A 25,793-nucleotide genomic window follows, 5' to 3' on the forward strand; every position below is an offset into this window, starting at 1 on the left:
AGGCGTGTTAAATAAATACCCAATGTGGAAGAACATTATGGTGGTGCTTATCATCGCCATAGGTTGTTTCTATGCCGTACCTAACCTGTTCGGTGAAGATCATGCGGTGCAAGTAGTGGCGACTCGAGGTGCTGAAGTCACGGCATCTACCCAAGCCAGAGTGAACGAGCTGTTAGCCAGTAAGGGCATTGCGGTAAAGCGTTCTGAGCTTGAAAAAGGCCAATTGTTGGTTCGTGTACAAAACGCGGATCAACAATTGTTGGCCAAGGAAACCATCGCCGAAGACTTAGGTGATAAGTTTACCGTAGCACTTAACCTTGCCCCTGCAACACCTAAATGGCTCGAGTCTATGGGTGGTAGCCCAATGAAACTCGGTTTGGACCTTCGTGGTGGTGTGCACTTCCTGATGGAAGTGGACATGGGCGAAGCCATTCGTAAGATGGAAGAAGCCAAAGTGGCTGATTTCCGTTCACAATTACGTGAAGAAAAAATCCGTTACGCGGGCATTCGCAACAATGCTCAAGGTATCGAGATTAAATTCCGTGATGCTGAAAGTTTAGCCAGTGCAGAACGTTTCTTAAAATCCCGTAGCAACGATATGGTGTTCACCGATGTGAGCAAGGGTGAAGATTTTGCCCTGCAAGCCGTGATGAGCGAAACCTATCTCAAGCAGATTAAAGAAGAAGCTTTGCAGCAAAACATTACCACTATCCGTAACCGTGTGAACGAGTTAGGGGTAGCTGAGCCTGTGGTACAACGCCAAGGTGCTGAGCGTATTATCGTTGAGTTACCAGGTGTACAAGATACTGCTCGCGCCAAGGAAATTTTAGGTGCAACCGCATCGATTGAATTCCATATGGTGGACGATAAGGCTGACCCTAATGCGGCGCAATCTGGCCGTATACCCGCGGGTTCTGAGGTGTATCAACGCCGTGAAGGCGGTCAAGTGGTGCTGAAGAAGGAAGTGATGCTAACGGGTGATCATATCACTGGCGCACAACCCAGCTTTGACCAATATAGCCGTCCACAGGTAAGCATTAACCTCGACGCTAAAGGCGGTACCATTTTTTCTAACGTGACTAAGGACAATATCGGTAAACCGATGGCGACCTTATTCATTGAATATAAAGACAGTGGTGAACGTAACGCCGATGGCAGCGTCAAAATGCTGAAAATCCAAGAAGTGATTTCAGTAGCGACGATTCAAGCACGTTTAGGCCGCAACTTTGTGATCACGGGGTTAAGCCACGGTGAAGCACAAAACCTCGCGTTATTGCTACGTGCAGGTGCTTTGATCGCGCCAGTATCGATTGTGGAAGAGCGTACCATTGGTCCAAGCCTGGGTGCGGAAAACATCGAAAGCGGTGTGCAAGCCATGATCTGGGGTATGGCAGTCGTGCTTATCTTCATGTTGGTTTACTACCGCAGTTTTGGCTTTATCGCCAACTTGGCCCTAACGGCCAACTTAGTGATGGTGGTTGGGGTGATGTCTATGATCCCTGGCGCCGTGTTAACCCTGCCAGGTATTGCGGGTATGGTGTTAACTGTGGGTATGGCGGTTGATGGTAACGTACTGATTTACGAGCGTATTCGTGAGGAGTTACGTGCTGGTCGCAGCGTGCAACAGGCCATTCACGAAGGTTACGGCAACGCATTCTCTACTATCGCCGACGCTAACATTACTACCTTCATAACAGCATTGATCCTGTTCGCCGTAGGTACGGGCGCGATCAAAGGCTTCGCAGTGACCCTGATGATCGGTATTGCGACATCAATGTTTACCGCTATCGTGGGAACCCGCGCAATCGTTAACGCGATTTGGGGCGGTAAGCGCGTGAAGACGCTGTCTATCTAAGGGGAAGTGATAATGTTAGAAATTTTATCTTTAAAACGTACGGTTAACTTCCTCCGTCATGCGCTGCCTATCAGTATTATGTCGGCCATTTTGGTATTGGGTTCGCTTGTTTCTCTGGCGACTAAGGGTATCAACTGGGGCTTAGACTTTACTGGCGGTACTGTGGTTGAGATGGAGTTCACTCAACCTGTTGATTTGAACGTGTTGCGAACAAAACTGTCATCGCCTGAATTAGATGGCGCGATTGTGCAAAACTTTGGTTCAAGTCGCGACGTGTTAGTTCGTCTGTCAGTGAAAGAAGGCGTGAGCAGCGATGCCCAGGTTAAATCTGTGATGACAGCTGCCCAGCAAGTGGATGCCGGCGTTCAACAAAAACGGGTTGAATTCGTCGGTCCTCAGGTGGGTAAAGAACTGGCAGAGCAGGGCGGTTTAGCCGTGTTAGTTGCACTAATCTGTATCATGATCTACGTTTCGTTTCGTTTCGAATGGCGTTTGGCTGCGGGTTCAGTCGCGGCATTGGCCCATGACGTGATTGTGACCTTAGGGGTGTTTTCAGTATTTCAACTGGAGTTTGACCTAACAGTATTAGCTGGTGTGTTAACGGTAGTCGGTTACTCACTGAACGATACCATCGTGGTATTTGACCGTATCCGTGAAAACTTCCTCAAGATGCGTAAGAGCGATCCTGAAGAAGTCGTGAACGTTTCAATTACCCAAACCATGAGCCGTACCATTATCACGACGGGTACGACGCTGGTGACAGTTGTTGCGCTGTTCCTGAAGGGCGGCACCATGATCCATGGCTTTGCGACCGCACTGTTACTGGGTATTTTCGTTGGTACTTACTCTTCTATCTATGTGGCGAGTTTCTTAGCGATCAAACTCGGCATTTGCCGTGAGCATATGATGCCAGTTGAGATAGAGAAAGAAGGTGCAGATCAACCACCGATGATGCCGTAAATTGGTCTCAAATTAATCTATTTTAGATACCAATATTGTTGATAAAAATGCCACTTTTAAAGTGGCATTTTTTTCGCCATGATTACTCACTTTCGATAATCTGCTATCAAACTCACAACTTTATAGTGACTAATGCTGTAAAACGTAAATGTTAAATTGATTAACAACTGGCGTAAAAAACAGCACTCGACAGGCTCAGTTATTTCACTGTAGGATGTCGGCTGCCGCTATTTTTAAAAGATAAATGCAGTAGGAAGTCGCATGGAAGAACGTAAAACATTAATTGCTGGTGGAAACCTATTACAGGCCCATACATGGAAGGGATTATTAGAAGCCTGCGGTATTCATGTGGAGTTGCGTGGAGAGGCCTTGTTGGGTGGCGTTGGTGAGTTACCTGCCAATCTTCACAATGTTGAGCTTTGGGTTCGAGAGTCGCAGTTGGCTAACGCACAAGCGCAATTAAGCGGCTTGGATGTGGTTAGTCCCCAATGGCAATGTGTACAGTGCCATGAGATGAATGAGGGCAGCTTCGAATTGTGTTGGCATTGTAGTGCTGAGCGTAGCGAGAGCCATAATTAATTTACTCATCAATCCATCTATCGTCGGGATCCATATTCCCGACCATCATTGCATATTTTTATTTAGATAAAAATTTTCTAACTTATTCATATTATTAAGTATTTATTGTTGAGTATCGTGTTAATCTACGCTGACTTATCATTTAGTTAGTACGATAAGATATGCCTGCATTATTCTGTCAGATAATGCGTTTATTCATAATGTTGAGTTAACGCTGTTTAGAATCAGAGCCTTGATTTTTATAGGCCAAAACAGATGTTAACCCTGTGCATGAAAATAATTGAAGTTTGTTTTTACTCAATATTTATTAGGCTTATACGATGCAATATTTCCCGTTATTTATTGATACCGTTAATCTGAATGTGCTGCTTGTTGGGGCAGGGGATGTAGCGAGTCGTAAACTTGCCTTGCTGACGCGTACCGAAGCGAATATCCATGTTATTGCGCCAGAGGTAAATTCTGAGGTGCAAGCCTATGCTGATAAGGGACGGATATTATTGTCACAACGATCAGTCGTGCAGGCTGATATTCAAAATTACGATCTTATTTATCTCGCAACGGCCAACGATAAACTCAATAGTGAATTAGCGACCTTAGCCACTGAGCGTGGCATTTGGGTTAATGCCGTGGACAATCCCGCTTTTTGCCGTTTTATTACGCCGTCCATCGTGGATAGAGGGCGCCTTGTTGTGGCGATCAGTACGGCAGGGGCCGCGCCTGTATTTGCCCGTACCATCCGAGCGAGATTAGAAGCCAGTCTACCGCAATCCTTGAAACCGCTATTTGACTTTGTGGCCGACAAACGTCTCGAAGTACAACAACGCCTCACCAAAACCGCGACACGTCGATTATTTTGGGAACGTTTTTTCGATACCAATGGTGATAGGTTTGATGCACGTACGCTAGAGCATTACCAAAATGCTTTTAACCATATCGTCAGCCGTGGAGAAATCCTGTTATTGGATGAGGCTACCCCCGTCGAGTTATTGCCGCTGGCGGCCATGCCGTTACTGCAACGCCTTGACTGGATTTATAGCCAAGAGACCTTAACGGATGAATTATCAGAATTCGTTCGCCGTGATGCTAACCGCGGCGGATTACTCGCTCTGAGCGAAATAACTCACGAATATGAGCAGGGCACAAGAATGCTGATTGTTGCCGATACTCAGAAAATTAATCAGCTAAAGGCCCACTTTCCTGTCGCGAAGCATTTACGCCCCGGGGCGATTTAGTCTTCTTTATCGTAGTTTGTTTGAGCTGACGGCGAGTCTTAGGTAGACTCGCCGTTATTTTTTATCATTAAGCTTAGGATGTACTATGGCGCTTAAAGCGACCGTGTTTAAGGTCAATCTTCAGATCGCTGATATGGACCGGGGATATTATCAAGATCATCAACTGACGTTAGCGCAGCATCCTTCGGAAACCGATGGTCGCATGATGGTGCGTTTGCTTGCTTTTATCCTCAATGCTTCCGAGACCTTAAGCTTTACTAAGGGATTGTGTGTGGATGACGAACCCGAACTGTGGGATAAGAGTCTCTCAGGGGAAGTAAACCTGTGGATTGAGTTTGGCCAAGCCGATGAAAAATGGCTGCGTAAGGCGAGCGGCCGCGCGAAAGCGGTGCAGCTGTTTACCTACGGCGGACGTAGTGTTCCTATTTGGTGGAAACAGAATCAAGCGGCATTAGAGCGCTATAAAAATTTGAAAGTATGGAATATTGCCGAAGAGTCAGTGACGGCGATGGAGGCGTTAGTGAGCCGCACTATGTCGCTGCAAGCGTCTATCAGTGAAGGGCAAGTCTGGCTATCTGACAATGAGCATAGTCTGCTTATCGAACCAGAGATGCTTAAGGATTATCAATAATACAAGAGCCTGTGATTGCAGGCTCTTGTGTTAATTCGCTGTGATTATTGGAATTTCAATTCCCAGCTATCGATATAACCTACGTCACCACGGCCGCTATCTACCGCTTTGAGTTTCCACACACCGCTCGACTCAACGCCAGTCATATCCACTGTGTAGCTCTTATTGATATTGTCAGTGCCAGAACCTGTTCTATTGTGCAATGTTGAAGTTTGACCACTTGGGCTGATCAATTGCACTTTTAAATCACCGATATAAGGATGAACAATATTAACCACAGCAGTAACCGTTCCTGAATTGCCAGTGCGGGTCACTGTAATTGGGCTAGTGATCCCTGCTGTTTTATTATCAGGAATATTGTAGTTATCGGTGTTGGTGTAGCTTGCAGGCGTGGTAGGAGTACCACCACCGCTTTGGGCTGTGTAGCTTGCGGTTAACGATACACCGCTAAAGGATGAATAACCTTTCACCATCGCGTAGTAAGTACCTGATTGAACGTTGCTGATTGGGCAAGATTCACTGTTACCACCTTTGTATGGACGGCAATCGTAGTTTGAGGTCGTCGGCGCTGCGCCGTACTGTACGTACAGATCCGCATCACCCGTGCCACCGTTCATCACAAAACCTAAGTTAGTTGCACCCTGTGGTACTTCAAAAGAGAAATGCAGTTCTTCACTGGCGGCGCCGCTTAGACCAGTTTTTGGCACACCGTTCACTAACACGCTGTCAGTTGGTGTAGGGTCAACCGGATCCGTAGGACCATTACAGGACGCATCTAAGAAGGTTTTCGCTGCAACGGCATTGACCAGACCATAACCATAGTAATCATCACGGCCAGCTGTGCCTAAGTCTTCAGCCGTTTGCTTGAGTGCATTACGCACCTGAGCAGCGCTACATTCTGGGTGATAGCTCCACACTAAGGTTGCTACGCCTGAAACATGTGGAGTCGCCATCGATGTCCCGTTGTAGTACTCGTAGTCTTTATTACCTTGGTTGCTTACGGTAACGGTTGCGCCTAACTGGTTACGCAGTGCTAGACCGGTTGCACGGTCAACAGACACTGACACCATGTTGATTTCGCTGTTAGCATCGACCAAGAAGGGGTTTTGTAGTCCAGGTAAGGCGGTGTTACTGTACACGATAACAGCGCTAGCGCCCGCATTCTTACAGGCTTTTACCGCATTGATTTCTGGATAAGAAGTGCCTTGGTTACCCACACGCTCAACTAGACAGACTTTGTTGGTCATATTGCCGCAGTTGAAGGTTGAGCCGCTAACCGTACATTCGGCTAAGGTTGCGGTTGCCGTGCCATTGAATGGATTGGGGGCATAGTTAGTGCCTGATGGCGTAAAGCGATTGTGTGGCACAACGCCGGAGTTAAAGTATGACTGACCACCGATAGTAATATCGGCTAAACGTCCTTCACCGCGTGTAACTGTAGAGAGAATGGCTTCACCAGGACCCGAGATCTCGACTTGGTTGGTGTATTGCGAGAAGGCTGAGTGGTCCTTGTGATTATCAACAGACGCTACTGACATTACCGCATCGTACGAAGCGGGGTAGCTATGGGTATTGTTACCATCGTTACCCGCGGCTGCAATCAAGAGTACACCGTTATTGTAGTGGGCGGCTAAGGCATTGCGCTCGGTTGTACTTGAGCCTGCGCCACCTAAACTCATGGTGACCACATTGGCGCCATTATTCACGCAGGTATCGACCGCAGATACGAGTGAAGATGAGTAACCCCAGCCAGCTTCATTAAATACTTTAATCACATGGATATTGGCATTTTGATTTGGCATCACGCCAATCACGCCGTCGTTGTTGGCGATCGCCGCGATAGTACCAGCAACGTGGGTACCATGGGCATTGTTATTGCCAGGTTCAAACCAATTACCTGTGCCGGAGTTATTGGTGCCTGTGACATTGTTACCGCTTAAGTCGCTGTGACCACGGTCATAACCTGAGTCGATAATACAGATGGTGCGGTTACCCGCTTGGCTATCGCTTAATTGGGTCGCACCCACAAAGGTTTGCCCCCAAGGGGTTGTTTCACTTAAAAAGCGGCGTGGCATGTCTTCTTCCACATATTCCACATCGGCGCGGGCTCTTAATGCCTTAATGCCATTGTTATCTAGCTTGACCGAGTAGCTGTTACTGCGGCCAATACGCTTCATTTCTTTGGCTTGCGCCTTGTTCAGCACACTGTGCTGGGCGCTAATTTCAGCCACTTTAGGCTGGTAGTTCATGGTGGTGGGTAATTGGTCGCTGACTTGAGCACTATCGACAGACATCAGAGCGGGAGCATCGGCATTTTTAAATTTAACGATATAGCGCTTAGGCAAAGGAGAGGTCTGTGCTTGCATCGCTGCGTTGAAACCCGGTACGTCGGGGGCAGCATGAACACTTGCTGAAATTGCAATAGCTAAGCTGGATAAACTCAGGGCTATTTTAGTGGTTCGGTTGATTGTCATGTTTTTCTTCCATGTTCAATTTAGAGTTAATCATTATTATTTTGTGCTTTTAAAGAATAACTACGACTCAGATGCTACTCGATTAGTGAATTTATCTTTCGTGTAAGTATTTGTAAATTAAATGTTAATGGTATGGCGGTTGGTAAAATTGTCTGAGGTAATAAGCGAATTTATTGAATAAATAATCAATTGTTACAACTTGTAACGAATGTGTTGGCACTATTTATGTTTATTTATGTGGAAAAGGTGAATAAGTAAAAGTGAATTCTAGCGGCTTCAACAGCGAATAATGAGTTAAGGGTATTGTTTAAGTGGTTGAAATTTAAATTTATAATTTTTTGGAATTAAAAGATGAGAAATCTATAGTATTTTTCAGTGTTTGATGTTGAGTTTAATTCAAGTGATTGATTATGCAATTTTATTGAGTTAATGCGTCGGTGGTTTGGCATTTGCCAATTTATTGGCTTTTATGCATGAGCGCAACAGGATAATCGACTAGTGAGTGGTCGGTGAGATACATGAATCTCGGCAGAAATATAAAAAAGCGCCAACAGGCGCTTTTCCATCGTGAATCGAAACAGCAAGTTACTCTGTTTTAGGCTGAGCGTCGGCTAAGGTCTGATAACCGCCACCGTTATAGGTTTGAGTGTAACCCGCCGCGACTAAGGCTTCGGTCGCGATACTGCTGCGTCGACCGCTGCGGCAATACAACACCACTGGCGCATCTTTGGCGATACCGCGTTTAGCGAATTCTGCGGCGACTTGCTCAAAGGGAATATTAACCGCATTGGCTAAATGGCCCGCGGCAAATTCCTCAGGGGTGCGAACATCAAGCACCATGGCCCCAGCAGCGATTTTCTCCCATGCTACTTGAGGCTGTTGATCTGCCGCATTTGCTGCATGAGGTACTATGGAGAGTGACAAAAGACTCAATAGGGCTACTCCAAGTAATTTTTTAGTGCCAAACAGTAACTTGTTAAACACTGACTTTCTCCTTTGCAAATCTGCATTAACGTTGTTTAGCGATTTCAGCTTCGGATTTGATGCCGAGTTTGCGTAATACCATTGCCGCTGGGCAAAAACCCGTGAAAGCGCTTTGGAATAGGTTAGCGCCTACGAAGGCGGTTAACCACAAAAAGTTATGGTGAACAAAAGCGGTTAATACCAAAGACAGTAACACCATAAATCCGGCAAAGGCCATAATGCTGCGTTCGAGTGACATAGCTTGCTCCTAGAGGCAGCGCGATGGCTGCTATTGTGGGTTAATCAGCTGTTTGAGTTAAGTTTATGCGATTTTTCATCGCCGCGTAGTAAAGCACAGGGATCACGATTAGGGTCAGTAAGGTCGAGATAAAAATCCCGAAAATCAGACTGATCGCAAGTCCATTGAAAATCGGATCATCTAAAATAAACAGGGCGCCAATCATGGCCGCCAAAGCGGTCAGCATAATCGGTTTGGCTCGCACCGCACCCGAGTGGATCACTGCGCGCTCAAAGGGCACACCTGAGGCGGTTTCCTGATTGATAAAATCCACTAATAATATCGAGTTACGGACAATAATCCCCGCCAAGGCAATCATGCCAATCATCGAGGTGGCGGTAAATTGCGCACCAAGCAGGGCATGACCCGGCATCACTCCAATCACCGTCAGTGGGATGGGCGCCATAATGATAAGCGGCACGAGATAGGATCTAAATTGGGCGACGACCAATAAGTAAATTGCAATCATGCCCACGGCATAGGCGATACCCATATCTCTAAAAGTTTCATAGGTGATCTTCCATTCCCCGTCCCAAAGTACGGCCACTGAGTCTAAGCCTGTTGGTTGGTGGATATAATGCTGATCGAAACCTAAGCCACCGTCGCCGTCGATTTTGCCCGCCATGTCGAACATGCCATAGAGCGGACTGTCGAGCGGGCCTGCCATATCGGCAATCACCATCACCATAGGGATCATATTCTTATGGATAATAGGGGCATCGATTTTACCGCGCTTGATGGTCACCAGCTCAGACACGGGCACGGATTGCCCAGTTTGGCTTTGTAACTTCATGTTTAGCACTTGTTCTAAATCGATTTTCGCCCCTTCTTGCAGTTGCAGGCGGATAGGCACGGGGTGTTTTTGCTGAGCAATATGCAAGTAGCTTACATCCTTACCGCCCACTGAGGTCGCAATTAAATCAACGATATTGCTATAGGGCACCGCCATCAGGCTAGCTTTAGAGCGGTCGATCATCACCTGCCATTTTTGCTGTGCTGCGGGTAAGAAGATATCAATATCGACCACATCTTGAGTCTCACGGAACAGTGACTGCAGATCATAAGCTGTTTGTTCACGAATCGCAGGGCTTGGGCCATAGACTTCGGCCACAATCGGCGACCAGACTGGTGGGCCTGGTGGTACTTCAACCACTTTTATATTGGCTTGATATGGCGCACCTATTTGCTGTAGTTCCTCTCTCACTGAGAGTGCAATGCTATGGCTATCGCGTTTGCGATGCTTTTTATCGACTAAATTGACCTGAATATCGCCTAGTTCTTGGCTATTACGTAGGAAATAGTGACGCACTAAGCCGTTAAAGTTCATTGGCGCATTGGTGCCAGCATACAGCTGCAAATGTTCCACCTCGGGTATAGTGGCAAGGTAACGACTTAAATCCTGAAGCACGCGCTGGGTTTGTTCCACTGGTGTGCCTTCTGGCATGTCCACCATCACTTGGAACTCTGACTTATTATCGAAGGGGAGCATCTTTAACACCACGAGCTGACCTATGGGCAAGGCCACGGCGATACCGATCAATACAAATACACCCGCAGCGAGTCCAATCCGTGCTTTACGGGCGCCTTTACCTAATAGGAAGGGGCCAATTAGACGGGTAAACAGGCGCACCATTTTACTTTCATTTATCGCGGCATCGTCGCTGTGGACAGTTTCGGTCGCTGGGCCACTATGGTGTTTGAGCAGCTTACGGCTTAGCCAGGGCGTGACCACAAAGGCAACCACAAGGGAGATCAGCATGCCCATACTGGCGTTGATGGGAATCGGGCTCATGTATGGGCCCATTAATCCTGACACAAATGCCATGGGCAGCAGGGCGGCGATAACCGTAAAGGTGGCGAGAATCGTCGGGCCGCCGACTTCATCCACCGCAACGGGGATGAGTTCACTAAAGGATTTTTTACCCAGCGCCATATGCCTGTGAATGTTTTCCACTACCACAATGGCATCGTCGACCAAGATCCCGATGGAGAAAATCAGCGCGAAGAGTGACACTCGGTTGAGGGTAAATCCCCACGCCCATGAGGCGAATAGAGTGATCGCCAAGGTGATAATAATGGCGACACCGACCACTAAGGACTCGCGGGCGCCCATGGTTAAAAATACCAATACGACAACGGCGCTGGTGGCAAAAATCAGCTTAAGAATAAGGGTGTTAGATTTATCCGCCGCCGTCTCACCATAGTTGCGCGAAACAGTCACTTCGACATTGCTGGGGATCAATACATTCTTGACCTTAGCAATGCGAGCAAGCGTTGCATCGGCGATATCGACAGCGTTTTGCCCCGGTTGTTTACCTATGGCAATCGTCACCGCAGGGTAAATATCTGTCTTGTCACTGTGCCAAACGCTTTGAGTGGGAATATCACTCTTTAAACTGATGTCGGCGATATCGGCCAAATAAACAGGGGTAGGCTTGCCGTTTTTATCCTGCGAAATACTCACAACGAGCTGTTTTACATCGTCTATTGTTTGTAAAAATTGCCCAGCCTGAACCTTAATCTCTTGATTACCTTGTACTAAAGACGCAGGCATCGAGATGTGATTATTGTCATTTAGGCTTTGTCTCAACTTGTCGTAGGTGAGATTAAAGCTATTCATTTTGGCGGGATCGATGCGTACATTGGCCACTATCTCATGTTGGCCGACGGTGTATATCTCCCGCGTGCCAGGGATACGCTTGATTTCGGTTTCTAACCCTTGCGCAACATGGGTCAATTGTTCGGCCGAGACCTGTTTGTCCTTGGACCATAAGGTCAGGCTAACAATAGGTACATCATCAATGCCCCGAGGTTTAATTAATGGTTCACCCACACCCGCGCCCTGCGGCAGTTTATCCATATTGGAATAAATCTGGTTGTAGAGACTCACTATGGCATCATTGCGGGTTACGCCGACTTTAAAGATCACAATGATCATGGCGCCATCGGGTTGGGAGAAAGAATAGAGCGTGTCTATCCCTTTGATTTCAGAGATCACTTGCTCGGCGGGCAGGGTGACTAAGTTTTCAACTTCGACCGGAGTGGCGCCAGGAAAGGGGATAAAGACATCGGCAAAGGTAACGTCAATCTGTGGTTCTTCTTCCTTTGGGGTCACTAAAATAGCAAATAAGCCGAGCAATAAGCCTAAAAGTGCCAGCAGCGGTGTGATGGCACTGTTTTGGAAGGCGGCCGCAATCCGACCCGAAATACCAAGTGTCATCGGAGATTCATTAGCGTGTTTCATTCAACAACCTCATCAAATTGATATCGCTAGGGAATTTATTGCTTTTGCTCAAGCAACACTTGGTAAGCATCCATGGCGACAATATCTCCGGATTTAAGTCCTGCGAGTATTTCCACTTCACCATTGACAGGTTCTGATACTCGTACCTGAGTGAGCACAAATTGCTCGCCTTTTTTCAGGTACACACTGCTGAGTTCGTTCATGGTGATTAGCGCTGAGGTCGGTAGCTGGATTTTTTCTCGCTCGCCATTTTTAAACAGCGCCTTGGCCCAAGTTCCGGGTTGCAGGTTAGGTTCATCCTTTGGCAGGTTAATCCGCACTTGATAGCTATGGCTCACGGGATCGGCAAAGCTAAAGATGGTGAGGTCCTTAGAGAGGATTTCACGACCATCATTTAAGCGTACTAAAAATTCAGGGGCGCTTTTTAGCTGTTGAATATAGCGTTGTGGCACTTGGGTGATGGCGCGCATTTGGCTTGGTGAAAATCCAGAGAGTAGCGGCTGACCGACAATCACGGTTTCACCTAATTCGACTAAACGCTCGGTAACAATCCCGCTAAATGGGGCCGATACCACAGTATATTTGAGTGACTCAGTCGCCTTGATAACCCGCGCCTTAGCCGCACTCACGGCTTGTTCGGCAGCTTTAGCATTGGCGGTTGCTTCATCCATAGCGCCTTTTGAAATCGCGCCTTGGGGAAAGAGTTCTTTGTAGCGTTTATATTGTGCCTGCGCCTCCACATTTAGTGCGGTGGCTTTGGCGAGATCGGCTTCATAGCTTGCGAGTTCAGCGCCTTGTTCTTTACTAGTTATCTCGAGTAAGGCTGCGCCTTCTGGTACCACATCATTGACATCGTAGTTGAGTTTGACGATACGCCCTGAGGTTTGCGCTGACACCGTGGCAGCTTTTACCGCCTCAATATTGGCATCTAAAGTCACCCAATTCGCGTAGGGTTTGCTCATCACTTCCAAGGTTTCTAAAGAAGATGCCTGCGTCGTGAAGGTAGAAAATGCTAATAATGTGAACAGAGTTCGTGATATTGCAGCCATAACAAATCATCCCAAAAGTAATTCATGAGTAAATTCTAATGGAGTTGGTTTCAATAGGCAATCAATATTTATTAGAAAAATTTAATGTAATCGGTTTCACTAATATAGGGGAAAGGCGAATGCGTTTTCCCTTACATCAATCGCCATCGTCATCATTTTTAAGCCGCAATCAGAGCGGCTTAAATATCAGTCGTTTAAATAATAGGTCAGCGTAGAAACAATGCGAATTTGTTTTATATAAGGCGTGCTGCTGTCACGATCGGAAATCGTGAACTGGCCTTGGCTGGCACTCTTAATCTTACCCAGACGCGATTGTGAGTCCTTAGCAAACTTTTCGGCCACTTCCCGCGCATTTTGCGTTGCTTCCTGCACCATGGTCGGTTTGACATCATTGAGCGCCGTAAATAAAAACTCAGTGCGGTTTTCATAGTCTTGGCTGGCGATAGCAATGCCTTCTTTAACTAAGTTTATCATTTGCTTACGGGTGCTTAGCATGAGATCAATTTGTGAGGTATAGACAGAGAGATTAATCTTAGCCGAGTAACGATACCTGACATTGGGGTCAACATAGCCTTGGGCCTGACGGTCTTCGATGGATGGCAATGACACTGTAATCTCACTGTCGCTAAATCCACTTTCTTTAAGGAAGGCGACGACTCTGTCGGTTTTTTGCTGAACAGTTTCATAAAGCTTAGGGAGGTTGTTGTCGACCTCAGTAAAGTTAATCGGCCAGATAGCGATGTTGGCTTTGACTTCTTTTTCTGCAAGACCTTTTACGGTGACTGTACGTTCTAGTGCTTTCATTTCTAGTAGCGCTGAGCTGGCGCTTTGTCCAACATAAACCATGCCTGCACATAAAAAACCACCGAGCACGATGGCGGGAAGTAGATAATTGCGTTGCATAACAGACTCTCTTGATAGAATTCCTTCAGATACCTTACTTCAATTAGCTAGCTTTGTGCATAGGCAAATGCCTAACACATTCAACTTTATACTAAATGCTCAGGTGTTATTCAGGATTAGCGTCATGCTGTCGCAAAAGTGGCTTGTAAGTTAACCTGTTAGCTCATGGGTGGGATTGCACTAGGTTGCCACAATTCGACTTTATTACCATCGGGGTCAATAAACCAGCCGAAACGGCCGAATTCAGAGTCTTCAATATCGCCGATTTGCTCGCCGCCACCCTGCGTGACTTGAAGTAGGGCTTGCTCAAGATCGTCCACGATAAAGTTCACCATAAAGCTTTTATTCGTGGGGGCAAAATAGGTCGTGTTATCGTCAAACGGTGTCCATACATGGTAACTCGGGATGGATTTATCACTATGATAGAACGCCGCGCCTCCCCAGTTTTCAATAGGGATCTCAAGGTGAGTTTTATACCAGGTTGCTAAGGCAACGGGATCGGTACTTTTGAAGAAAATACCACCAAGTCCAATGACTTTTGCCATAAGGGTTATAGAGTGAGAGGAATATGGATTAACTTTAGGCAATAAATACGCAAGATACAAAAAAGCCGCAAAAATGCGGCTTTTTTGTGTTCGAAACAGCTTAGAACTGGTAGCTGTACTGTACTGAGTAGTACATACCGCTTGATTCTGTTACTGCGTTCACAGGGCCTGTGATTGCGCTGTTTTCAATCAGGTGAACTTCTTCACCCTTAATAAAGGCAATACCAAAGTCAAGGGTGTTTTGTGGATTGATGTGGTAGCTCATACCTGCTGTGTACCAGTTACGGTCAGAGTCTGGGAATGAAATCGAACTAATCTCGTCTACAACGCCTTGGTCATGCATATAACCCGCACGAACGGTGAATTGTTCGTTGATGGTGTAAGTACCACCTAAGCTGAATAACCATGAATCTTTCCATTGGTATTCTTTAAGGGCGATATCACCTACGCTTTTAGTGGCGCCTACAGCTGCAATTGTTGCTGTACCGTCTTTAGCTGTGATTTGATCAAAGTTGCCCCACTTACTGTATTGCGCGGTATAGTGCAGTGCAAACTTAGGTGTAATCTGATGGAAGCCCGCAACTTGGAAAATATCTGCTAGCGGTACATCTAAACTATCAAAACTGGTCGTAACAGGAACCGTACCCACGCCAGGTATTGTTGTTGAGGTGATGGTGCTGATATCCCCTTCAACATTGACTGTTGGGCTGAAACGGTAGCTGATACCGAAACGGTTATCTTTATCTAACTCAACAGTGGCACCCACGATACCACCAAATGCCCAGCCGTCTGCGTCTACGTCAACCAGAGGCGTGGTGCCCATATTACGGGTTAAACGACCTTCACCATAGACGGCATCTACACCCGCACCGATGCTGAACATATCGTTGATGCGGTAAGACACGCTGGCGTTAAAGTTGACCGTGGTTACTTCTGTTTCACCAAGTAGGTCATAAGGTGCTGGTGAGCCTGCTGGCAAACTCTTCGAAAGTGAGCTGGCATCGGTACCTGTGCCGAAGTTAGAGAATGCCGCAAAACCTACGGCGAATTTATCGTCGATTGGGTGGATATAGAAAATGTTTGGGATAACTTTAGAGCTACCCGCATCATCGATGCTGCCTAAGTCATAGGCGCCACCGGCAAAGTTAACGTCTTTAACGTCAACAGTAATATCGGCATAGGTTAAGCCGAAAGAGATCGCATCTTTATCAAATAATGCCATCGCTGCGGGGTTACGCGATAACACGGAAGCGTTGTCAGCAATAACAGCATCACCTGCAAAAGCACGACCCATACCAGTGGCCGATTGACTGTTTAATTGGAAACCCGAAGCGAAAGTCTGTGAGCTCGCCAATGCAACAGCAACAGCAAGCAACGTCTTGTTGAATGATTTCATTATTATTCTCTCATTATTTTGATATTGGATTTTGTTCGGTCCTAGTTACCAGAACAACGCGCAAATCCTTTTATAGTCTTCGGCATGTTAGGGATTGTGTGTAATCTCAACAAGTCCGACCAGATTTGAAATTTGTTAAATTTCAGTTAATTAAAACTAGGTTGTACTTTAGCTTGAACGAATGGTCTGGCCAGATGCTTGGTATCTATGACTTTTAATTGGTGAGGTGGTTTTAATTGAGGTTAATACTTTGTAATGAGGCGAAGGTTAATAAAATTATACAAATTGTAAAAAGCGTACACTTGTACGCTTTTTACAAGAAGAAGCGATATTCGGCGGTTATAACGCTGACTTAAATTGCTCAAATTCGGCGGTGATTTCATCGCTTGGTTGAGTGAGTTTACTCACAATTATACCGGCGATAATGGCAAACATAAATCCGGGCAAAATTTCATATAAGTCAAAAATACCGCCAGAAAGTTGCTTCCAAAACACCACGGTTAACGCACCGACGATAATCGTTGCGATAGCGCCATTACGGCTATAGTGCTTCCAAAACAGCGACAAAAGCACAACTGGGCCGAAGGCCGCACCAAATCCCGCCCACGCATAACTCACCAAGTTTAATACACTACTTTCAGGATTCAAGGCGATAACACCGGCAATCACTGCAATTGCAAGTACGCCCATGCGACCAACCATCATAAGTTCACGGTCATCTGCTTTAGGGCGTAACCATTTGCGGTAAAAGTCTTCGGTAATCACACTCGAGCACACCAATAATTGAGAATCTATGGTACTCATAATGGCCGATAAAATGGCCGCAATCAGTAAACCTCCTATCCAAGGATTAAATGCCGCCTGAGCTAAGTGAATGAAGACAGTTTCGGCATTTGCGAGTGGTTCATTGGCAAAATACAATGATCCCGCCAAGCCTGTCGCTAGGGCTCCGAGCAGGGATAAAATCATCCAGCTCATAGCAATACGGCGTGACACAGGCAGCGCATCGGCACTACCGATCGCCATAAAGCGCGACAAAATATGTGGCTGACCAAAATAACCTAGTCCCCAAGCCAAGAGTGATAACAAACCAATCACGGTAGTTTTATCGCTGATTAATGCCAGCATGGCAGGATCGATAGATTCAATGCCTGCATGACTCTCGGGATGAGAAAATACCGCAAACGGGATGATCAGCAGGGCAATTAACATCAAACAGCCCTGAAAGAAGTCGGTCCAACTCACGGCAAAAAAACCGCCAATAAAGGTATAACCTACGATAATTGCTGAGCCTATTACCAAGGCTACGTTGTAATCTAAGCCAAAGACCTTTTCAAATAGAATGGCACCGCCCACCATACCTGAGGAAGCGTAAAAGGTAAAAAACACTAGAATCGTGATCGCGGAAACCAGCTTGAGATACCCCTGTTTATCGTGAAACCGTTTCTCGAAAAAGTCGGGTAGGGTGAGGGCGTTATCTGCTAATTGGGTATAAATGCGTAAGCGTTTGGCTACAAATAACCAGTTCAGCCAAGCACCTATCACTAAGCCAATGCCAATCCACGCTTCACCTAAACCACCTAAATATACCGCGCCGGGTAAGCCTAACAGTAACCAACCTGACATATCGGAGGCGCCAACGCTGAGTGCGGTTACGGCGGGGCCCATTTTGCGGCCACCTAAAATATAATCATCCACAGTATCGGTAGCACGGTAAGCCCAAAATCCGATGCCCATCATCAATACTAAATAGCCAACAAATGTGATTAAAATTGGGGTTTCAATCGTCATATTGTTTTTATCCCATCTTGTTATTATTTAAAGTGGCAAGCATGCTACCAGATGTTTGAGCAAGAGCCCATTAGTAGATGGAGATGTGATCGAAATCCGACCTCCGAACGTGAAAAAATATCGGAGGTGGATTTAAGAAAGGTTTATATATTAGTTGGTTAGATAAAGGTGTTGTTGATTTCGTCTTTTACAAAGCTAAGGTCTGCTTGATCCTCACCCACAAGCAAAATATAAGCATCGCGGGTTTCAAATCCCATTCCTTTATATTTGCCATCGGCAAAGGTGTTATCCAGTACCATACGTTTTTCAATCGGCACAATAAACAGTGTGACTTTGCCTTTTTCTGCTTGTAAAACTAAATGCAGACTCTTAACACCTTGAAAATCACAGTAAGAGGTGTAGTAAACTTTGCCTGGTTGTTCGATAAATTTTGCATTTTGAAGGTTTTTCATCGAGGCAAGCTGCGCATTCACTTGGCTGAAATTGACATTCTGATCAACCTGCAACGCCACTCCTTCATGGTAGACATGGGCTAATGCATGCTCAGCTAAATCCACTGGACCTAAACGTAGCAGGCTAAAACTGATGCCCACGATAAAGGCGATGGAGGCAGCCATCGCCACTAAAAAGCCCGTTTGACGTCGCTGTTTGTGGTGTTGTTGTAGTTGTTGGCGTAGGATGAGTTTATCGGCTAAGTCTTCCGGTACTTCCACTTTTAAGGCTTGGTTGAGTTTTGCATCGAAGCGTTTAAGCTCAGAAACCAGGGCCTGATGCTCAGGTTTGGCACGCATTTGCTCAAGAAACTCTGGGTCTTGATTATGAGGATCTTCATAAGCTTGACGTCTAAATTTAAGCTCATCCATTGGATTGACCTCTTACCTCTGTTTTCTCAAGTAATTCTTTCAATTGGTTCCTCGCCCGAAATAAGCGCGTCATTACTGTGTTACGATTCAGTTCCAACAGTTCGGCGATTTCATCCCCACTAAAACCACCAATCAATTGCAGTAGTAATGGCTCTCGATATTCGATATCCAACTTAGCGATTTGCCTTCTCAACCAGTACTGCTCGGTTTGCTCTTCAGTGCTGGAGGCTATGTGATCTTCTAAGCTGTCTTGCTCGACATCGGCGTAATCAAATTGTTTGCGCTCGAATCGACGGGCATTTTCACGTCTTAAAATCGTGATCAGCCAAGCCTTCGCCGCTTTATCATCCTGAAGGGAATCTAAAGAGCGCCACGCACGCAAGAAGGTTTCTTGGGTTATATCTTCAGCAACCGACTTATCACCGCACAACCAAAAGGCATAACGGAAAATATCGGCGTGCAGCGCCTTGACTAGGCTGTTATATCGTCGTTGTTTACTCAGCATGTCAGAAGAGACCGCAGGCTCAACGGATTTCTTTCGCCAGTTAGTAAACATTTTTTTGATTTTTTCTTTTTATTTTACGATTCAAAATATTACACCTTATTTATTCGAGTAAGCCGTCGCGCTGTTTAGGATTAGCCGTTTGGATTTAGCGGCCGTAATGGCGTAGATGGCTGCACCATGGTTTTTAGATTGCCGCTTTTTACCGCGCTTAACAATGCTTTTACCGCGTCAGCCAGTTGTGTACCGCTATTTGCTTTTCCGTCGTAGGCCAATGCTTGTAATTGGCGAATAGCCTCTGCTAATTCATTCGATTGTGCGGCAATTTTATCGAGCGTCATAGGGCGAGCGGCCTGCTCACTAAAGTATTGCTGTAATTGCTGCAAAATATCGCTGACATGACCTCTAGCGCAGGCCTGCTCCAAGCCTTTAAGACCATTGCCAAGGACGAGTGGTTGAGGTTGAACCTGAGTGTTAACAGGTCTTTGGCGCTTAAGTGCACGGCGCCAAGCAACCAAGGTCACGCCCCATGCAATCAATGTTACTAGCCATAGCAGGGCAAACAGATTGGCGCTCCAACTACCTTCATTGCGGGTGCTGGTATTTGCTTGCCAGTTGGGTTCGATGGGCGTATCGACCACGGCGCCACCTTTTACTTCAATAGTGCGAGCGGGCAGGGTCGCGATTTCTTGGCGTTTAAGATGTGGATTCCACCAAGGTACTTTCACTTCAGGTAAGGTAAAAGTGCCTGCTTTACTGGGCACAATCGCTGAGGTAATACTGTATTGGGACACTATCTGCGCGTCACGCACAAAGCTCTGGCGCTGGGGTTTTTCGGGATAGGATTTGAGCTCTGGCGGCAGCCCTTGCACAATATCCGGTAGACTATTCTCATCGGCATTGGATGCCAACAAGGTGATTGTGCGGGTAATGGGACTACCAACAGTAAACTCTTTTACATCCTCAGGAAAACTCTCTTTTAATACTACCAAGTCGGCTACAAGCCATTGCCCCTGGAAGCTTGCTGGGGCCGGATTTACTTGAATGCTTAAGGACGGCGCACCTGCTTGCATAGGACGGCTTTCATTAAAGCCAAACATGCCACCGCGGCGTTGTGATTCTACTAATACATCACCAGAAAAGGTGGCGCCTTTAATGTTCACTTGGCCGGGCAAATCGGGAATGATGCCATAGGTGCGCTCAATGACGCGGTAACGACGGCCATCGATGATCTCCGAGCCGTCTTTATCTTCGCCAATTTGCTTAATCTGCGCGCCTTCGATAACGGGAGCATTAAGCACACCGCGTTGCAGTTCGACCGCAAGGTAGAGCTTCACTTTATAGGTGATAAGCTGGCCGACGTAGGCCTCATCACTCGATACCTTAGCATCGATAAACAGATTCTTAGCCTGCTCAGGTTGCGCACCGGCTTCGACTACTTTGAGGGGAATTTCGGCGGAGCTGACGCCATCAATACTAAAGGATGGAATGGTCAGTTGACCCTTTTGCTTTGGCGCTAGCAGCACTTGCCAGCGTGTTTCTTTAACCGCGTCAAAGTTCATGATCTGAGTGCTGCGGCTCACGCTGGTGCGGCCCACAATAAAATCCTTTAGCAAGATGGAGGTGTCGAGTTTACCTGTGTCGACCTCATCGTCGGCACTGACATTGAGCACAAAGTACTCTCCCTCCATTACTGGATTGCGATCGACCGACGCCTCGAGTTTGCTCAGGGCAAAGGCGGGATTGATAACCGCGATGCAAAGAATGAGGAGGATAAAAAATTGTCTGATTACCACTGTTCGTTATCCCTTGATATTTGGCCATTTTGACGGCGTTTTTGATATTCGAGTTGCATCTTGTTTCGCAGCAACACCTGCGGATCTTCACTCACGCCTCGCAGGGCTCGCTGCATCTCAGCGGGCAAAGGTTCACTGTTACTGGGAGGGGCTTCTAGTGTTTCACTGATGGCGGTTTCAGTGTCTTTATCTGCCTGCGACTGTTTCTCTTTATCCGCTTTTTGCGCTAGGGCTTGTTGTTCTTGCTCAGTGTTGGACTTATCATCTGCGACCTTTGCCTGCATTTGGGCTTCGTTGCTGGCTTGCTCTTCTGCATTATCTTCAGCATTGTTATCGGCGCTATTTTGCTGATTGGCTTCTTGCTGTGCCTGCTGTTGTTCATTTTTAGCTTCTTGCTGATCTCGTTGTGCTTTATCAGCATCTTGCTGTTTATCCTGCGCGCCTGGCTCAGCATTATCCTGCTGCTCGGATGAAGTGTCTTGATCCTGCGACGGTTTTTCGTCCGCTTGGTCGGCATTATTTTGCTGTTGGGACTGTTGCTCTTGAGACTGCTCTTGAGCTTGGTCGTTTTGCGAGGATTGCTGATCTTGCTGCTGGTTTTGTCCTTGCTGCTGATCGTTTTGGTTCTGTCCCTGTTGGTTTTGGTCGCCCTGAGACTGCTGATCTTGGTTGTCAGCATTTTGCTGGGATTGTTGCTGATCCAGCAGTTTTTCCGCTAACTCAAGGTTGGCCTTGGCCTGTGGGAAATCGGGTTGCTTGTCGAGCGCTGCTTGGTACCGTTCTTTAGCTTTATCGGGTTTGCCCATTTGCATCAGCGCGTTGCCTTGATTGTAAAGCCCATTGGCTGAATTATCTTGCTCAAAGGTTTTTAGCGCTTGTTCGAAATTGCCTGCCTTATATTGCGCAGCGCCTTGCCATTGGGGCGTTTCAAATTTTTGGGCGGCATTGGCATAATCTTCGGCTTGATAGGCCCGCATCGCTTGCTGCTCTTGGGTGTGCCAGAGCGAATCCGAGGCGCTGGCGTGGGCGTTTTGCGGCAATGCGCCGAATAATAAACCAGTTAATCCCATCAACAGCCAGTTGGCGAGCATACCTTGCTTAAAGCTCAGCAGGGCAGGAATGAGTAAGAATAAGGCGAGGTAAGGGCCGAGATCCTGCCAGGTTTCACCATCGAGATCCGTGGCTTTGGCATCACCACTATCGCTTAACCAATGTTGAAGTTGGACAAGATCCTCACCATCGGCGCGATTGGGGATCATAGTGCCACTATGGTTATCGGCTAATTTCTGCAGCAAGCCAAAGTCGGTTTTCGCGACGACAACCTCATTACTGCTATCTCGTTGTAGTTGACCATCGGGTAAGCGAATTGGTGCGCCTTGGGGGCTACCAAATCCCATAATCGCGAGGCGATATTGGCTGCCTGATAAGGCTGAGTTGGCCTCATCGAATTGTTTAGGCGTGATGCCATCCGTCATCACAATAATATCGCCACGAAGATGTCCACCCTGTGCCAGCAGGTTTTTGGCTTGGGTTAATGCGGCGGCTAAGTTTGACCCTAGCAAGGGCATTATCTCAGGGCTTAAGGTGGGTAATAAATTGAGTAGTGTGCCCGTATCGCGGGTTAAGGGGCTTATGGTAAAGGCATCGCCGGCGAAGGCGATGAGCCCGGTTTCCCCTTCTTTTAGGCCGCGTAATAAATCCGTCGCCCTAAACTTGGCTTGGGTTAAACGGTTAGGTGCCAAATCGGTGGCAAACATGGAGACGGACATATCCATCACCAGCACTCGGCCTTGCTCCGCGGCGAAGACGGGCAAAGATTGTTTATTGAGGGCGGGTCCCGCTAACGCTAACACGGCGATAAACCAAGAAAAGGCCAAGATATACAGCGGCCTGCGGGACTTTTGTGAACCTTCTGTGACTAATATTTTTGCCAAATGTGGCGCAATATAACGATTCCACGCACTGTTAGTTGCATGCTGGCGCCAAAGCGCCCATAAAATAATCCCTAACGGCAATAGGGCGAGTAACCATTCAGGACGAATAAAATGCAGGCTCATTAACGGACATTCCCCCGCGGTGTGGCTGATAAAACAAGGGTTTTAGCGCGAGTAAAAAACGGTAACTGCGCTAGTGCAATCCAGAGACTGGTGAGAAGTGCTAATGCGAGCGGCCAGTAAAATAGCTCCGCTTGAGGGCGATAACTGAGTTGATCGCGGCTAACGGGTTCAAGTTTATCGATTTCTTGATAAATCTGTTCTAACTCCTGACTATTGCGGGCGCGGAAATAGCGGCCGTGGGTGACATCGGCAATCTGCTGCAGTTGGTTTTCATCCAAATCCATTGACGGATTGACGCGCTCACGACCAAAGAGTGTGCGTCTTTCCATGACATCGGCACCCACGCCAACGGTATAAATCGTCACTTTACGATTGGCGGCAATTTGGGCCGCTTGCTCAGGATCGATATTGCCGGCGTTGTTTGAACCGTCAGTCAATAAAATCAATACTCTGTTACTCTCATCCATTTTATCGAAACGTTTTACCGCGAGTGCAATCGATTCGCCTATCGCCGTTTGTTTACCAACGAGGCCGATTTGGGCCTCTTTTAAGAACTGGGCAACGGAACGTCTATCTTGAGTCAGTGGTGCCTGTAAATAGGCGTGATCGGCAAATAAAATCAAACCGATGCGATCGCCTTTGCGGCGTTCAATAAACTCACTGACCACGTGTTGGATGAGGGTAAAACGGTCGACCACTTTGCCGTCGATCACCATATCTTCAATCTGCATACTGCCGGATAAATCCACCGCCAGCATGAGATCGCGACCTTGGCTAGGGAGCTCAATTGGATCGCCAAGCCATTGTGGACGGGCGATAGCAAGCACTAACAAGCACCACATTAACCAATAGCGTTTACGGCTTTGACGGTTGTGGCTAGTGATATTGGCCTTGCCCGTTTGACTAATACCGGGCAGTTGCAGGCGCGCACCTTCGGCATGTACTGATTGCCGACGCCAAAAAATAAAAGGTAAAGGCAGTAAAATCAATGCAAAAGGCCAGGCTAAAGTTAACATTGCTCCTCCGCAGGCTTTGCTGGAGCCGGTGTTAATGCTGCTGACGTAGCCGGGTTTGGGTTTGTAGCCGCGTGCATTATCGGTGCGCTTAATTTGGCTTTTGAGGCAAACCAGCTGCGGGCGAGGGCCTGTAACTCACGGGCCTCGTCAGCGCTTAGTGGTTTAGCCTGATGACGCTTTCCCAATAAGGGCCCAATGCGGCCACGCTGTTTTGCGGGCAAATGGCTATCTAACCAAGTTGCCCAAGCGGGGCCATCGAGTTTCGCTATTTCTTCCCTTGGTAAGTAACTCAGTGCAGTTCGTTTTAATAGCTGATTGACTTCCGAGGCGTACTGGCTTGAATTGGGGTCAAGTACTGCAAACAAACCTTGGGCGGCTTTTTTCGGCGCTAAGTAAGCGGCGCGTTTTTTAAGCCAAAGGATCGCGCTGATGATTAGCACCAGCAGGATAGCAAGTACTAACCAATAGCCTACGGCCCATGGCCAAGCACCAATAGGATCGGGGATAATAATATCCTGCAAATCCGCCAACATGGGATTTGGCGTTACAGCCTTATCCGAGGCTGGCGGTAAAGTTTGTGGGTTCACGCTTTGGACTCACTTATTCTTTCGGTTCATTGTCAACTGAATAGCTTCTCTGCCATGTGGTTACTGCAGCAATGCTAATTGCTCTGCAAGCGGTAAGCCTGCATCGATAAATTGGGTGTGTACCCTAAGCTTTTGCATCATGGTAATAAAGTCATTCTGTTGCTGGTGTTGCAGCGCAAGCCACGCCTGATAGCTATGGCGAGTCAACACTAAGTCTTGCTCCCCATCTCGGACGGGTAAACTGAACTGTTTAGGCAAATTCAGGTTACCTTGCCTCAAAGGGTCTGTTATCAAATACGCGCCAATATCACAGTGGCGTTTGAGTTCTGTCAGCGGCGCGATACATTGCGGCGTAAAATGGCTGCCATCGGTGATGATCCAAATTAATGAGCCCGGTTTAGCGATGCGTTGCAACCGCTGGCAGGCGCGCAGGATATGATCAGGATCGCGCGGATGACTGCCGAGCTGATTGAGTTGCTGCTCGTGCACTCGGCGCAGGCCTGAGATGAGCTGCAATATCCCTTGGCGGCGACTGCGGGGTTTTAATTCAAGGTGCTCCGATTCGCAGGCGATTAAGGCGCCGAGTCGGTCGCCGTGGTTAATTGCGTTCCAGCCAAGCGTGGTAGCCAGATGCCCCGCTTGAACCGACTGTAACAGCAAACTCGAGCCAAAATACAGACTCTGGCTTAAATCGAGCAGCAGCAGAATAGGGCGCTCGCGCTCTTCGATAAAGAGTTTGGTGTGGGTTTGCCCAGTGCGGGCTGTGACGCGCCAATCTATGGTGCGGACATCATCACCTTGCTGATAATGGCGCACTTCGGCAAATTCCATCCCGCGGCCTTTGATTAGACTGCTGCGATGACCTGCCAGATTGGCACGTGCTCGGCTGTGACGCTCTGGGATCGCCCGAGCTATGGTCTGGCAGGCGAGCAGTTCCTTCTCGGTTAAATGCAACCCGTCGGCAAACAAGGGCAAACCATTAAGAGGTAAGCCATGTTGTGCAACATCATTATGTAGGGATGCGTTTAGCGCACTGTTATTCATTCAAAGTC

The 25,793-nt window shown here is 47.3% G+C and carries 21 protein-coding genes; 5 read left to right on the plus strand and 16 right to left on the minus strand.

Annotated features, from left to right (window positions below; genetic code table 11):
- The first annotated feature begins 4 nt into the window (after positions 1–4).
- The 5 genes from secD to JM642_RS07215 all read left to right on the plus strand — a co-directional run bounded on the left by secD (position 5) and on the right by JM642_RS07215 (position 5,257).
- Positions 5–1,855 (plus strand): protein translocase subunit SecD, encoded by a 1,851-nt coding sequence (secD, locus tag JM642_RS07195; protein ID WP_172589790.1) that lies wholly within the window; start codon positions 5–7, stop codon positions 1,853–1,855.
- A gap of 12 nt (positions 1,856–1,867) precedes the next feature.
- A complete protein-coding gene (secF, locus tag JM642_RS07200) occupies positions 1,868–2,815 on the plus strand; it encodes a protein translocase subunit SecF (protein WP_037420245.1) in 948 nt (315 codons plus the stop codon).
- A gap of 261 nt (positions 2,816–3,076) precedes the next feature.
- Positions 3,077–3,394 carry a DUF2007 domain-containing protein gene (locus JM642_RS07205; RefSeq protein ID WP_037420242.1) on the plus strand — a complete coding sequence of 106 codons (318 nt, stop codon included), beginning with the start codon at positions 3,077–3,079 and terminating at the stop codon, positions 3,392–3,394.
- Positions 3,395–3,714: 320 nt separating this feature from the next.
- Positions 3,715–4,626: a bifunctional precorrin-2 dehydrogenase/sirohydrochlorin ferrochelatase gene (locus tag JM642_RS07210; protein ID WP_055648740.1), complete on the plus strand. Its 912-nt coding sequence runs from the start codon at positions 3,715–3,717 to the stop codon at positions 4,624–4,626.
- 85 nt (positions 4,627–4,711) lie between these two features.
- Positions 4,712–5,257 (plus strand): YaeQ family protein, encoded by a 546-nt coding sequence (locus tag JM642_RS07215; protein ID WP_037420235.1) that lies wholly within the window; start codon positions 4,712–4,714, stop codon positions 5,255–5,257.
- Positions 5,258–5,301: 44 nt separating this feature from the next.
- Here JM642_RS07215 and JM642_RS07220 read toward each other — a convergent pair whose 3' ends face one another.
- The 16 genes from JM642_RS07220 to JM642_RS07295 form a co-directional block, all read right to left on the minus strand.
- Positions 5,302–7,731 (minus strand): S8 family serine peptidase, encoded by a 2,430-nt coding sequence (locus JM642_RS07220; RefSeq protein ID WP_203433299.1) that lies wholly within the window; start codon positions 7,729–7,731, stop codon positions 5,302–5,304.
- 585 nt (positions 7,732–8,316) lie between these two features.
- Positions 8,317–8,715: a rhodanese-like domain-containing protein gene (locus tag JM642_RS07225; protein WP_203433301.1), complete on the minus strand. Its 399-nt coding sequence runs from the start codon at positions 8,713–8,715 to the stop codon at positions 8,317–8,319.
- A 25-nt stretch (positions 8,716–8,740) separates the two neighbouring features.
- Entirely contained in the window at positions 8,741–8,953 is a 213-nt protein-coding gene (locus JM642_RS07230; RefSeq protein WP_037428231.1) for a DUF2892 domain-containing protein, read from the minus strand.
- A 40-nt stretch (positions 8,954–8,993) separates the two neighbouring features.
- Entirely contained in the window at positions 8,994–12,236 is a 3,243-nt protein-coding gene (locus tag JM642_RS07235; RefSeq protein WP_203433302.1) for an efflux RND transporter permease subunit, read from the minus strand.
- Positions 12,237–12,271: 35 nt separating this feature from the next.
- Positions 12,272–13,285 carry an efflux RND transporter periplasmic adaptor subunit gene (locus JM642_RS07240; protein ID WP_099458386.1) on the minus strand — a complete coding sequence of 338 codons (1,014 nt, stop codon included), beginning with the start codon at positions 13,283–13,285 and terminating at the stop codon, positions 12,272–12,274.
- 186 nt (positions 13,286–13,471) lie between these two features.
- On the minus strand, positions 13,472–14,188 hold the full coding sequence (locus tag JM642_RS07245) for an SIMPL domain-containing protein (protein ID WP_037420219.1): 717 nt from the start codon (positions 14,186–14,188) through the stop codon (positions 13,472–13,474).
- 158 nt (positions 14,189–14,346) lie between these two features.
- Entirely contained in the window at positions 14,347–14,733 is a 387-nt protein-coding gene (locus JM642_RS07250; RefSeq protein ID WP_037428235.1) for a VOC family protein, read from the minus strand.
- 100 nt (positions 14,734–14,833) lie between these two features.
- Complete coding sequence (locus JM642_RS07255) at positions 14,834–16,129, minus strand: outer membrane protein transport protein (RefSeq protein WP_037420213.1); 1,296 nt, start codon at positions 16,127–16,129, stop codon at positions 14,834–14,836.
- Between the two features lie 339 nt (positions 16,130–16,468).
- Positions 16,469–17,920 carry a sodium/proline symporter PutP gene (gene putP, locus JM642_RS07260; RefSeq protein ID WP_037420210.1) on the minus strand — a complete coding sequence of 484 codons (1,452 nt, stop codon included), beginning with the start codon at positions 17,918–17,920 and terminating at the stop codon, positions 16,469–16,471.
- Between the two features lie 158 nt (positions 17,921–18,078).
- Positions 18,079–18,783, minus strand: a complete 705-nt coding sequence (locus JM642_RS07265; protein WP_037420207.1) for a DUF3379 domain-containing protein — start codon at positions 18,781–18,783, stop codon at positions 18,079–18,081.
- On the minus strand, positions 18,776–19,339 hold the full coding sequence (locus JM642_RS07270; RefSeq protein ID WP_088586930.1) for a sigma-70 family RNA polymerase sigma factor: 564 nt from the start codon (positions 19,337–19,339) through the stop codon (positions 18,776–18,778). The genes JM642_RS07265 and JM642_RS07270 overlap by 8 nt, the downstream gene beginning before the upstream one ends.
- Before the next feature lie 80 nt (positions 19,340–19,419).
- Positions 19,420–21,081, minus strand: coding sequence for a BatD family protein (locus tag JM642_RS07275; protein WP_203433304.1), 1,662 nt, complete (start codon positions 21,079–21,081; stop codon positions 19,420–19,422).
- Positions 21,075–23,138 carry a VWA domain-containing protein gene (locus tag JM642_RS07280; protein ID WP_203433306.1) on the minus strand — a complete coding sequence of 688 codons (2,064 nt, stop codon included), beginning with the start codon at positions 23,136–23,138 and terminating at the stop codon, positions 21,075–21,077. The genes JM642_RS07275 and JM642_RS07280 overlap by 7 nt, the downstream gene beginning before the upstream one ends.
- Entirely contained in the window at positions 23,138–24,154 is a 1,017-nt protein-coding gene (locus tag JM642_RS07285) for a VWA domain-containing protein (protein WP_047535099.1), read from the minus strand. The genes JM642_RS07280 and JM642_RS07285 overlap by 1 nt, the downstream gene beginning before the upstream one ends.
- Positions 24,148–24,741, minus strand: a complete 594-nt coding sequence (locus tag JM642_RS07290; RefSeq protein ID WP_047535101.1) for a DUF4381 domain-containing protein — start codon at positions 24,739–24,741, stop codon at positions 24,148–24,150. Before JM642_RS07290 ends, JM642_RS07285 begins: the two co-directional genes overlap by 7 nt.
- A 60-nt stretch (positions 24,742–24,801) precedes the next feature.
- Positions 24,802–25,785 carry a DUF58 domain-containing protein gene (locus tag JM642_RS07295; protein WP_037420190.1) on the minus strand — a complete coding sequence of 328 codons (984 nt, stop codon included), beginning with the start codon at positions 25,783–25,785 and terminating at the stop codon, positions 24,802–24,804.
- Between the last annotated feature and the right edge of the window lie 8 nt (positions 25,786–25,793).

The organism is Shewanella sp. LZH-2 (assembly GCF_016859145.1).
GTDB lineage: Bacteria > Pseudomonadota > Gammaproteobacteria > Enterobacterales > Shewanellaceae > Shewanella > Shewanella xiamenensis.